The sequence below is a fragment of the Streptomyces sp. HNM0575 genome (genome assembly GCF_012726265.1).
Taxonomy (GTDB): Bacteria; Actinomycetota; Actinomycetes; order Streptomycetales; family Streptomycetaceae; genus Streptomyces.
The window spans coordinates 1-11,483 of sequence record NZ_JAASAG010000016.1 but is presented as its reverse complement, the minus strand read 5'-3'; the positions used below and the strand labels follow the sequence as shown (position 1 = coordinate 11,483).

The window sequence follows — 11,483 nt, the reverse complement described above, 5'->3', positions numbered from 1 at the left end:
CTGGTCTTCCTGGCCTAGGCGCCGATGAGCTTGGCGAACTTGTTCTCGTAGCGGGCGTGTTCACCGGTCGACATGGGCCGGAAGTTCTTGCCGAGCTCGATGGTCTTGGCGTCCGGGAAGATCAGCGGGTTGTCCGCGAGGTCCTTGTCGATCTTCTCCATCTCGGCCTTGGCGCCCGTGACGGGACATATGTAGTTGACCCAGGCGGCGAGTTCGGCGGCCACCTCGGGCTGGTAGTAGTAGTTGATCAGCGCCTCGGCGTTGGCCTGGTGCCGGGCCTTCGCGGGGATGAGGAGGTCGTCCGTGCCGTAGAGGTAGCCGCTGTCGGGCAGGGCGAACTCGACGTCCGGGTTGTCGATCTTCAGCTGCACTATGTCGCCGGCCCAGGCCAGACAGGCGGCGATGTCACCGGAGTTGAGCTCGTCGAGGTAGTCGTTGCCGCTGAAGCGGCGCAGCTGCTTGCCGTCGACGGCCTTCTGGAGGCGGGCGAGGGTCTTGTCGAAGTCGTCCGCGGTGAACTTCTCGGGGTTGATGCCCCCGTCGAGCATCGACAGGCCCATGGTGTCGCTCATCTCCGTGAGCATGGACACCCTGCCCTTGAGGGAGTCGTCCTCCAGCAGCTGCGAGACGCTGGTGACCTTCTTGCCGCCGGTGGCCTTCTTGTTGTAGGCGACGACGCAGGCGGTGCCGGCCCACGGATAGCTGTACTGGCGGCCGGGGTCGTGGGGTGCCGTACGGAAGCGGTCCTCCAGGTTGGTGACCGCGTTGGGCAGATGCGCGGGGTCGAGGCGCTGCGACCAGCCCTGGCGGATGATGCGCCCGGACATCCAGTCGGTCAGGACGACCAGGTCGCGTCCGGTGTCCTGGCCCGCGGCGAGCTGCGGCTTGATCTTGCCGAAGAACTCGTTGTTGTCGTTGATGTCCTCGACGTACTTGACCTTGATGCCGTGCTGCCGCTCGAAGCGGTCGAGCGTGGGCCGCTTCTTCTTGTTCTTGTCGTCGACGTCGATGTAGAGGGGCCAGTTGGCGAAGTTGAGGACCTTCTCCTTCTTGGACCAGTCGGGAGTGTCCTCCGGGTCGTTGCCGCCCTGGCCGCCCGCCGCGGGCGGGATGCCGCACGCGGCGAGCGCGGCGCCGCCCATCGCGAGCGAGCCGAGGCGGAGCAGCCGGCGGCGGCTCATGGCGGCGCGGCCGTCGGCGAGGCTCCGTTCCCAGGCCTTGCGTATGGGGTCGGGCAGGCCTTCGTACAGCTGCGGGTCCAGGTCCATCGGGGGCTGCCTTCCGGTTGAGGGGCGGGGAAGGAAGTGCGGGCGGATCGCGGGTGGACGGTGGTACGTGGTACGGGGCGGCGTCCGGCGGGGGCGCCGGGAGCCCGGGGGCGTCGGCTGCGTCCGGGGGCCATCGGTGCGCGCGGTGCCAGCGATGCGCCGGTGGCACAGGCACCGGCACCGGCGCCCTCAGCGGTCGCCGAACACGGTGCGGTGCCAGTCCTTGCGCGGCTCCGCGGTGACGTCCTGCATGACGTGCTTGATCTGTGTGTACTCCTCGAAGGAGTACGCGGACATGTCCTTGCCGTAGCCGGAGGCCTTGTAGCCCCCGTGCGGCATCTCGCTGATGATCGGGATGTGGTCGTTGATCCACACGCAGCCGGCCCGGATCCGCCGGGCCGCGCTGCCCGTGCGGAAGACGTCGCGGCTCCACGCAGAGGCGGCCAGTCCGTACGGGGTGTCGTTGGCCAGGGCGATGCCCTGGTCGTCGGCGTCGAAGGGCAGCACCGTCAGCACGGGCCCGAAGACCTCCTGCTGGACGATCTCGCTGTCCTGCGGCGCGTCCGTGATGAGCGTAGGGAGATAGTAGGCGCCCTTGGCGAGTTCGCCACCGGGTGTATCGCCGCCGGTGACGACGGTGGCGTACGAGCGGGCCCGCTCCACGAATCCGGCGACGCGGTCGCGGTGCGCGTACGAGACGAGGGGGCCGAGGTCGGTGCCGGGCGCGAAGGGGTCGCCGACGCGCACCTCGCGCATCAGGTCCGCGACGCCGGCGACGAACTCGTCGTAGAGCGGCCGCTGTACGTACGCGCGGGTCGCGGCGGTGCAGTCCTGACCGGAGTTGATCAGGGCGCCGGCGACCGCGCCGTGCACGGCGGCCGTCAGGTCGGCGTCGTCGAAGACGACGAACGGCGCCTTGCCGCCCAGCTCCAGGTGGAGCCGCTTGACGGTGCCGGTCGCGATCTCCGCGACGCGCTTGCCCACCGCGGTCGACCCGGTGAAGGAGGTCATGGCGACGGACGGGTGGCCCACCAGGGCCTCGCCGGCGTCCTGACCGGCGCCGGAGAGGATGTTGACCACGCCGTCCGGTATGCCCGCCTCGCACGCCGCCTCCGCGAACATCAGCGAGGTCAGCGGGGTGAGTTCGCTGGGCTTGAGGACGATCGTGTTGCCCGCGGCGACGGCCGGGAGGATCTTCCAAGCGGCCATCTGGAGCGGGTAGTTCCAGGGGGCGATCGACCCGATCACGCCGAGCGGTTCACGCCGTACGTACGAGGTGTGGTCGCCGCTGTACTCGGCGGCGGCGACACCGGGAAGCTGCCGGGCGGCGCCCGCGAAGAAGGCGACGTTGTCGAAGGAGCCCGGCACGTCGAACTCCTCGGACAGCTTCAGCGGCTTTCCGCACTGGAGCGACTCCGCGTACACGAACTCCCCGGTGCGCTCCTTGAGCAGGGCCGCCCAGCGGTGCATCGCGTCGGAGCGCTCGCCGGGTGTGGCGCCCGCCCACTCCGGCAGTGCGCGCCCCGCCGCCTCCACGGCGGCGCCGACGTCGTCGGGGCTCGCCAGCTCATAGCCGAGGACGCTCTCGCCCGTGGCCGGGTCGACGACGGTGTGCGTCCTTCCCGAGGCGCCGGATCCGAGCCGTCCGCCGGTGAACTGCGCGCCCGCTGCGAACCGTGAGGACACGTCGAAGCGCTGGACCATCGGGCTCCTCCTGCCTACGGCGGGGCGTCAGCTGGTGTCGGACGCCGATCCTGACAGGAGGATCCCGATCAAACAAGGGATTCCGTCGTTACCGTTTGATTGCGCTACGGAATCTGCACCATGACCGGTGCTCAGGCCCCACGATCCGCAGCGCCGCCGCCGATGCCGCCGGTGGCTGCTCCGGCCCCGGGCAGCACGAGGACCACCGCACGCTCACGGGCGTCGAGCGAGGAACCGTCGCCGGAGCCGGGATCGGAGTCGTACTCGCCGAACTCCTCGTTGTAGGCCGTCAGCATCACCACGAGGAACGCGACGAGCAGCACGGACAGCACCGTGCCGATGATGCCCATCACGAAGCCCGCCACGGCCTGGCCGCGTCCGCCCGCCTCGCCGCGGTCGGCGGCCCGCTTCGCGGAGAGGCCGAGGCCCAGGGCGACCGGGCTGAGGAAGATCCCGAGGAAGCTTCCCCAGCAGGTCGAGACGGTGAGCAGACCGATGATGCCGAGCACCATCGCGGCGACCGCCTTGCCGCCGGGCTGCTGCGGCGGTCCGTGCCACCCGTAGCCGACGGGGCCGGGGCCCGCGCCGTATCCGTACGGCTGCGGCGCCGGATTCGGATAGCCGTACGCCGCACCGCTGCCCGCGTAGGGCTGCGGCGCCTGGGGCTGCTGCGGCGGATGCGGGTACTGCTGCTGTTGCTGGTGCTGCTGTCCGTACGGCGACGGTGCCCCGTACGGCGACGCCGCATAACCGGAGCCCGGCCCCCCGCCGGGCCCTCCGGCAGCCGCACCCGGACCCGCCCCTGGACCCGCACCCGGCGCGGGCGGAACGGGAGGCGGAACCGGAGGCGGCACCGCACCCGACCCCGAGGTGATCGTCGGCTGCTCGGCGACCGACCGGCGCTTCCGGTCCTCTTCGCTGTGGTCCATGCTCCCCCTGCCCGGTGCGACCCCGTCCCGAGGAGGCGCCCACGGATTGTGCTGCTCGTCGCCGGACCGCCCGGGGCGTCCGGTGTCGTCTGCCATGTCCCCTCCCGGGGTTCCTCGTCGGCCGCCCATGCTATTCGTCCGCCGTGACACCCCGCATACGATGATCCGGTTCCCTTTCCCGCAGGAGGCCCCGTTGTCAGAGTTTTCCGACCTCGACGCATTCATCGCCGGGCTGCCCAAGGCCGAACTGCACGTGCACCACGTCGGCTCCGCCTCGCCCCGCATCGTCGCCGAACTCGCGGCGCGGCACCCGGACTCCGGCGTTCCCCAGGACCCCGCCGCCCTGCGGGACTACTTCACCTTCACCGACTTCGCCCACTTCATCGAGATCTATCTCTCGGTCGTCGACCTGCTGCGGGACGCCGAGGACGTACGGCTGCTCACCTACGAGATCGCCCGCGACATGGCCCGCCAGCAGGTGCGCTACGCCGAGTTGACCGTCACGCCGTTCAGCTCGACCAGCCGCGGCATACCGGCCGAGGCGTTCCTGGAGGCCATCGAGGACGCACGGACCGCGGCGGAGCGGGAGTTGGGCGTCGTACTGCGCTGGACCTTCGACATCCCCGGCGAGGCCGGGCTCCCGGCGGCCGAGGAGACCACGCGCATCGCCACCGAGAAGGGGCCGGACGGGCTGATCTCCTTCGGGCTGGGCGGGCCCGAAATCGGCGTTCCGCGGCCGCAGTTCAAGCCGTACTTCGACCGTGCGATCGCCGCGGGGCTGCGCAGTGTGCCGCACGCGGGAGAGACCACGGGACCCGGGACGGTCTGGGACGCCCTCACCTCGCTGCGGGCCGAGCGCATCGGGCACGGCACCAGCGCCGTGAAGGATCCGCGGCTGCTGGAGCATCTCGCCGAGCGGCAGATCCCCCTGGAGGTCTGCCCCACCTCCAACATCGCGACCCGCGCGGTGGAGAAGCTGGAGGACCACCCGCTGCGGGAGATGTCCGAGGCCGGCGTGCTCGTGACGGTCAACAGCGACGACCCGCCGATGTTCGGCACGGACCTCAACAACGAGTACGTGATCGCCGCCCGGCTGCTCGGCCTCGACGCGGCGGGCGTCGCCGCGCTCGCCGGGAACGCGGTGCGCGCCTCCTTCATGGACGACTCGGGCAAGCGGCGGCTGAACGAGGAGATCGACGCGCATCTCGCCTCCTGGCACCGCACGCGTACGGGAGACGGGGCCGGCGCCGTGTGACGGCGGGCGGACCGGCCGGTGCGCACCGCGGCACCCGCGGCACCCGCTACGGCCGGCCCGTCCGGTGGGCCGTGCCGTTGCGCGAACCGCTTGACGGGCGGCACATGCCGGATGGTTGGCTGCTTTGGACACCACCGCAACATCCGGATACACATTCAGAAACGGGGATCGCGTGCTCATCTTCGGCACCTCGACCAAGATGCTTCAGCTGGCCATGCTGAATCTGCTGTGCAACTTCTGCGGCAACCCCGCGGCTCATTCGCTGCGCAAGCGCGTCACGAAGTTCTCGCTCTTCTTCATCCCGCTGTTCCCGATCGCACCGGCGAAGCACTATCTCCAGTGCACGTTCTGCGGCGGTGCGAGCGAGGTGACGAAGGAGAACGCCGAGCAGTTGCTCGCACAGGGCGGCGGCGGTCCGCAGCCCGGCGGTCCTCAGCCCGATCACGGCGCTCCGCAGCCCGGCCAGGGGCAGTTGCCGCCGCAGGGCAACCCGTACGCGGGTCAGCAGCCGCAGGGGCAGACGCCTCAGGGGTTCGGCCCGCCGCCGCAGAACCCGTACCAGTCCTGACACGGCGACGCCACCTGCGCCTTGACGCGCGAGGGCCCCGGGGCTCGTCCGCCCCGGGGCCCTCGCGTTCCCGCCGGCAGCCCGGCGGTTCAGCCGCTCACAGCGCCGTCATCACGTGCTTGACGCGCGTGTAGTCCTCAAGTCCGTACGCGGAAAGGTCCTTTCCGTAGCCGGACTTCTTGAATCCGCCGTGCGGCATCTCCGCGACCAGCGGGATGTGCGTGTTGATCCATACGCAGCCGAAGTCCAGCGACTTCGAAAGCCGCATGGCACGGCCGTGGTTGGTGGTCCACACCGACGAAGCCAGCGCGTACTCCACGTCGTTGGCCCAGCCCACCGCCTGGTCCTCGTCCGTGAACTTCTGCACGGTGATCACCGGCCCGAAGACCTCGTTCTGGATGATCTCGTCGTCCTGGCGCAGCCCGGAGACGACCGTCGGCGCGTAGAACCAGCCCTTGTCGCCGACGCGTTCGCCGCCCGACTCGACCTTGGCGTGCGCGGGAAGGCGGTCGATGAAGCCGCTCACCTTCTCCAGGTGCGTGGGGTTGTTCAGCGGCCCGTAGAAGCAGTCCGGGTCGCTGAGGTCGCCGGTCTTGACCTCGCCCGCCGCCTTGGCCAGCGCGGTGACGAACTGCTCGTACACGCCCTCCTGCACGAGGACGCGGGTGGCGGCCGTACAGTCCTGGCCGGCGTTGAAGAAGCCGCCGTCCCTGATGCCCTCGACGGCGGCGGCCACGTCGGCGTCGTCGAAGACGACACACGGCGCCTTGCCGCCCAGCTCCAGGTGCACGCGCTTGACGTCCTTGGCCGCGCTGCCCGCGACCTCGATACCGGCGCGCACCGACCCGGTGATCGACGCCATCGCGGGCGTCTCGTGCTCGACCATGAGGCGCCCGGTGTCGCGGTCGCCGCAGATGACGTTGAAGACGCCCTTGGGCAGGATCTCCCCCATCACCTCGGCCATGAAGACGGCTGAGGCGGGGGTGGTGTCGGACGGCTTCAGCACGACCGTGTTGCCCGCGGCCAGCGCCGGCGCGAACTTCCAGACGGCCATCATCGCGGGATAGTTCCACGGGGCGACCTGGGCGCATACGCCGACGGGTTCGCGCCGTACATAGGAGGTGAGCCCCTCCATGTACTCGCCGGCCGACTTGCCCTCCAGCATGCGGGCGGCACCGGCGAAGAAGCGGATCTGGTCGAGCATCATGGGCAGTTCTTCCTGCCTCGTCAGCTCCAGCGGCTTGCCGCAGTTCTCGCACTCGACGGCCAGGAACTCGTCCGCGCGGGCCTCCAGCACGTCGGCGATCTTCAGGATCGCCTTCTGACGCTCGGCCGGAGTCGCATCGCGCCAGGCCGGGAACGCCTTCTCGGCCGCGGCCATCGCCGCGTCGACGTCGGCGGCTGCGGAAAGCGGCGCGGTGGCGTACACGTCGCCCGTGGCCGGATTGACCACGTCGGTGGTCCTGCCGTCAGCGGCGTCCCGGAACTCCCCGTCGATGTAGTTGCGCAGCCGACGCAGCTCGGTGGTCACTTCGCACCCCTCCTGCTTCGTTGTCCATTGGGTGAGACCGCCACCCTAACCAGCAGTGCAACGCTTTCGATACACCACCACACCGCCTACGACGGATTCTGTTTTTACAAGCACTTATTGCTTCGAATTACATCGCTTACGGGTTGCTATCCGGCGGAGGTCTCATGCACAGTGTCGTGCGTGGCCCGAGACGCGAAGAAGACAAACGGCATCCGCTCGCTCGACGATGTGTCGCTGGCGATCATCGAGCAGCTCCAGGAGGACGGCCGGCGGCCGTACGCCGCCATCGGCAAGGCCGTCGGCCTGTCGGAGGCCGCCGTGCGTCAGCGGGTCCAGAAGCTCCAGGACCAGGGTGTCATGCAGATCGTCGCCGTCACCGACCCGCTCACGGTGGGCTTCCTGCGGCAGGCGATGGTCGGCATGAACATCGAGGGCGATCTCGAGGCCGTGGCCGATGCCCTCGCCGAGATCGACGAGGTCGACTACGTGGTCGTCACGGCCGGTTCGTTCGACCTGCTCGTCGAGATCGTGTGCCAGGACGACGAACATCTCCTGGAAATGATCACCAAGCGGATCCGCTCGCTTCCGGGCGTGCGCTCCACCGAGAGTTTCGTCTACCTCAAGCTGCGAAAGCAGACCTACACATGGGGAACGCGATAACCGTGAGCAAGGATCTCTCCAAGACCGCTTACGACCATCTGTGGATGCACTTCACCCGCATGTCGTCGTACGAGCAGGCGCCCGTCCCCACGATCGTCCGCGGCGAGGGCGCCCACATCTACGACACCCGTGGCAAGCGCTACCTCGACGGCCTCGCCGGGCTCTTCGTCGTACAGGCCGGGCACGGCCGTACGGAGCTGGCCGAAGCCGCCAACAAGCAGGCGCAGGACCTCGGCTTCTTCCCGATCTGGTCCTACGCGCACCCCAAGGCGGTCGAACTCGCCGAGCGCCTGGCCCACCACGCTCCCGGCGACCTCAACAAGGTCTTCTTCACCACGGGCGGAGGAGAGGCCGTCGAGACGGCGTGGAAGCTGGCCAAGCAGTTCCACAAGCTGACCGGCAACCCCGGCAAGTACAAGGTGATCTCGCGCAACGTCGCCTATCACGGCACCCCGCACGGAGCCCTGTCGATCACCGGACTCCCGGGTCTCAAGGCGCCGTTCGAGCCCCTGGTGCCCGGCGCGCACAAGGTGCCCAACACGAACATCTACCGCGCGCCCGCGCACGGCGACGACCCCGAGGCGTTCGGCCGCTGGGCCGCCGACCAGATCGAGCAGCAGATCCTCTTCGAAGGCCCCGAGACCGTCGCGGCCGTCTTCCTCGAACCCGTGCAGAACGCGGGCGGCTGCTTCCCGCCCCCGCCCGGCTATTTCCGGCGCGTGCGCGAGATCTGCGACCGGCACGACGTGCTGCTCGTCTCCGACGAGGTCATCTGCGCCTTCGGACGACTGGGCACCCTCTTCGGCTGCGACAAGTTCGGCTACGTGCCGGACATCATCACCTGCGCCAAGGGCATGACCTCCGGCTACTCCCCGATCGGCGCCGCCGTCATCTCGGACCGCATCGCCGAGCCGTTCTGGAAGGGGGACAACACCTTCCTGCACGGCTACACCTTCGGCGGCCACCCGGTCTCGGCGGCGGTGGCGCTGGCCAACCTCGACATCTTCGAACGCGAGGGGCTCAACCAGCACGTGCTGGACCACGAGGACGCCTTCCTCGCGACGCTGCGCAGGCTGCTCGATCTGCCGATCGTCGGCGACGTGCGCGGCAGCGGCTTCTTCTACGGCATCGAGCTCGTCAAGGACAAGGCCACCAAGGAGACCTTCACCGAGGAGGAGTCGGAGCGGATCCTCTACGGCTTCCTCTCCAAGGCGCTCTTCGACGCCGGGCTCTACTGCCGCGCCGACGACCGCGGAGACCCGGTCGTACAGCTCGCACCGCCGCTCATCTCCGACCAGAGCGTCTTCGACGAGGCCGAGCAGATTCTGCGTTCGGTGCTGACGGAGGCGTGGACGAAGCTCTGAACCGCCGGGCACCTTCACGGTCCGGGTCCGGTACGGGGCCGGGTCCGGTACGGGGCCGGGTCCGGTACAGGGCCGGGTCCGGTACGGCGGCAGGTCCAAGTACCGGGCCGGGCCCGTGCCGTTCCGGCCCGCCCGGTCACAACACCCGGCGGATCAGCGCCACTTGAGTGCGAACCACAGCTCCATCCGTACGTCCGGATCGGCCAGGTCCTGACCCAGCAGGGCGCCGGTGCGGGCGATGCGCTGCCGTACCGTGTTGCGGTGGACCTCCAGCGCAACCGCCGTACGGTCCCAACTGCCGTTCAGCGACAGCCACATGCGCAGCGTCTCCACGAGCCGCGGGCTTCCGTCGAGGGGCGCGAGCCGTCCCTTCGCCAGTGCGCGGGCCTCCTCCGGCGCGACCAGCGAGGCAAGGCCCCCGGCGTCGTCGGCGCCGGCCGCGCGCTGCCGCACGAGCGGGCGGCGTTCGGCGAGTGCCCGGCGCAGCGCGCGTGCGGCCTCGGCGTCCCCGCGGGGCAATTGGGCCGCGGGCACGGGGCGGCTGACGCCGAGGGTCCAGCCCGGCTGGGGCTCGACGTCGAGGGGTGCGGTGCCGCTCCCGTCCATGTCCCCGTCCATGTCCCCTTCCGTGTCCCCGCGCGCATCCACGTGCATGTCCTCGCCGGTGTCCGGGTGCGCGCCGTCCGGGCGCGCGTCCAAGACCGGTACCAGGGCACGCAGTTCGCCGTCCGCCCGGTCGATGAGCGTGGTGCCGAGACCCGCCGCGAGCGCGGCCGTCGCGAACGGGTCCTGCTCGGGCGGCAGTTCGGGCGCATCCTCGCCGGCGGTGCGCTCCGCGCCCGCGTCCGGGCCGCGCCGCCGCCCGTGCACCACGATCCACCGGCGCGCGTCCTCCTCGTCGAGTGCGTCCCCGTCCCCGCGTGCCTCTCCGCGTGCGTGGCCGTGTCCGTGGCTGTGTCCGTCCCCCCGCGGTCCGCCGTCCCCGTCTCCGTGCAGCAGCGACGCCGCCTCCTCCGGGGAAGCGCCCAGCATCAGCCGTACGAGCGCGGCCGAGCGCAGCTCCTCGGCCTCCGCGGCACGCCGTTCGGTGAGCAGCGCCAGCAGCACGACCGCCACGGCCGCGATGGCGCCGTCGATCCCGTCGCGGTGCGGTGCGCACAGGCCGAGCGCGAGAGGCTTGCGCCCGGGACCGGCGCCCCCTCCGGCACGGGCGCCACGACCGCCGGCGCCGCCTCCCAACCCGTAGACGCTCAGCCGCAGTTCGCCGCAGGAGCCGGCGGCTGACGACGGCCCCGGATGCAACAGCCGCGTGAGCGAGGCGAGTTCGGCCCGGGCGTCGCCCGGAGGCGCGGAGCCCGCCGATACGAGTTCACCGCCGTCCCGGTCGAGCAGTACGGCCCAGGCGTCCAGATGCTGTGCCAGCTGACCGAGCACCGCCGGTACGGGATGGGGCCCGGCCGCCGCCGCGGCGAGCGTCTGCTGCGCATCGCTCAGCCTGCGCAGCGCCCGGTGCCTGCGCTGCGTGACCGCCTGCCACAGGGCCCGCGCGACCGCAGTGAACGGCGTGTCCCGCGGCACCTCGACGAGCGGCAGCCCATGACGGTCGCAGGCCTCGGCGAGCTGTGCCGGAACCTCGTCGTGGACCGGGGCGACGCCGAATCCGAGCGCCGCCGCACCGGCCTCCACCGAGCGCAGCACGTAACGCTCCCAGTGCTCGCCCCGGTCCGGCCCCGGCGGGCAGTGCACCCCGGCGCTCAGCAGCAGCTCGCCACCGAGCAGATACGGCAGCGGATCGGCCATCTCGCTGGTGTGCACCGAGTGCACGGGCGTCTCGCCCGAACCGTCCGGACCCGCCACCTGCCGAAGCCCCAGCTGGGCGTCGTCCGTCAGCACGGACAGCGGGACGGGGACGGTCGTCGGCACCAGCTCCTGCACGGCCACCCCCGATGTCATGAGCTATGGACGATTCCTACAGCCGAGGCTGCATCGATGTGGGAAACGTACACTTCCCGGCCGTCTTGACGACACCTAGGCTCCTCGTCACGCGATACGAAAAGCGTCCCGAACCCCCCGCGTCCCCACGCCCATTACCTTCTTCGTGGCCCCGCAATGGGGCTCCCGGCCTCTGGAGCTGGCATGACTGAATCCCCCTGTCGAGTGCATGGCCTGGGGGGTGGTGTCACCGGCTCCGGAGGCACTGACAG

9 protein-coding genes are annotated in these 11,483 nt (G+C 70.4%); 4 read left to right on the top strand and 5 right to left on the bottom strand.

Going from position 1 to position 11,483, the window contains the following annotated elements; all coding sequences use genetic code 11:
* Positions 1–14: 14 nt before the first annotated feature.
* From HCC61_RS28385 to HCC61_RS28375, 3 genes are all read right to left on the bottom strand, one after another.
* A complete protein-coding gene (locus HCC61_RS28385; protein WP_169140392.1) occupies positions 15–1,268 on the bottom strand; it encodes a spermidine/putrescine ABC transporter substrate-binding protein in 1,254 nt (417 codons plus the stop codon).
* Between the two features lie 189 nt (positions 1,269–1,457).
* Positions 1,458–2,972 carry a gamma-aminobutyraldehyde dehydrogenase gene (locus HCC61_RS28380; RefSeq protein WP_169140390.1) on the bottom strand — a complete coding sequence of 505 codons (1,515 nt, stop codon included), beginning with the start codon at positions 2,970–2,972 and terminating at the stop codon, positions 1,458–1,460.
* A gap of 131 nt (positions 2,973–3,103) precedes the next feature.
* Positions 3,104–3,997, bottom strand: a complete 894-nt coding sequence (locus tag HCC61_RS28375; RefSeq protein WP_169140388.1) for a DUF4190 domain-containing protein — start codon at positions 3,995–3,997, stop codon at positions 3,104–3,106.
* 64 nt (positions 3,998–4,061) lie between these two features.
* Here HCC61_RS28375 and HCC61_RS28370 point away from each other — a divergent pair, with 64 nt between their 5' ends.
* Complete coding sequence (locus HCC61_RS28370; protein WP_240969371.1) at positions 4,062–5,156, top strand: adenosine deaminase; 1,095 nt, start codon at positions 4,062–4,064, stop codon at positions 5,154–5,156.
* A gap of 172 nt (positions 5,157–5,328) precedes the next feature.
* On the top strand, positions 5,329–5,724 hold the full coding sequence (locus tag HCC61_RS28365; protein ID WP_169140384.1) for a zinc ribbon domain-containing protein: 396 nt from the start codon (positions 5,329–5,331) through the stop codon (positions 5,722–5,724).
* A gap of 97 nt (positions 5,725–5,821) precedes the next feature.
* On the opposite strand, the gene HCC61_RS28360 is transcribed toward HCC61_RS28365, so the two are convergent.
* Entirely contained in the window at positions 5,822–7,255 is a 1,434-nt protein-coding gene (locus tag HCC61_RS28360; protein WP_169140382.1) for a gamma-aminobutyraldehyde dehydrogenase, read from the bottom strand.
* Positions 7,256–7,426: 171 nt separating this feature from the next.
* Here HCC61_RS28360 and HCC61_RS28355 point away from each other — a divergent pair, with 171 nt between their 5' ends.
* Complete coding sequence (locus HCC61_RS28355; RefSeq protein WP_169140380.1) at positions 7,427–7,915, top strand: Lrp/AsnC family transcriptional regulator; 489 nt, start codon at positions 7,427–7,429, stop codon at positions 7,913–7,915.
* Positions 7,900–9,279: an aspartate aminotransferase family protein gene (locus tag HCC61_RS28350; RefSeq protein ID WP_169140378.1), complete on the top strand. Its 1,380-nt coding sequence runs from the start codon at positions 7,900–7,902 to the stop codon at positions 9,277–9,279. Before HCC61_RS28355 ends, HCC61_RS28350 begins: the two co-directional genes overlap by 16 nt.
* 153 nt (positions 9,280–9,432) lie before the next feature.
* Here HCC61_RS28350 and HCC61_RS28345 read toward each other — a convergent pair whose 3' ends face one another.
* Positions 9,433–11,232, bottom strand: coding sequence for a PucR family transcriptional regulator (locus HCC61_RS28345; RefSeq protein ID WP_169140376.1), 1,800 nt, complete (start codon positions 11,230–11,232; stop codon positions 9,433–9,435).
* Positions 11,233–11,483 lie beyond the last annotated feature (251 nt).

Excerpts from the sequence above, each read along its gene's own strand:
- HCC61_RS28385 (WP_169140392.1), bottom strand. The coding sequence starts at position 1,268 with ATGGACCTGGACCCGCAGCTGTACGAAGGCCTGCCCGACCCCATACGC.
- HCC61_RS28370 (WP_240969371.1), top strand. The coding sequence starts at position 4,062 with ATGATCCGGTTCCCTTTCCCGCAGGAGGCCCCGTTGTCAGAGTTTTCC.
- HCC61_RS28350 (WP_169140378.1), top strand. The coding sequence starts at position 7,900 with ATGGGGAACGCGATAACCGTGAGCAAGGATCTCTCCAAGACCGCTTAC.
- HCC61_RS28380 (WP_169140390.1), bottom strand. The coding sequence starts at position 2,972 with ATGGTCCAGCGCTTCGACGTGTCCTCACGGTTCGCAGCGGGCGCGCAG.
- HCC61_RS28375 (WP_169140388.1), bottom strand. The coding sequence starts at position 3,997 with ATGGCAGACGACACCGGACGCCCCGGGCGGTCCGGCGACGAGCAGCAC.
- HCC61_RS28345 (WP_169140376.1), bottom strand. The coding sequence starts at position 11,232 with ATGACATCGGGGGTGGCCGTGCAGGAGCTGGTGCCGACGACCGTCCCC.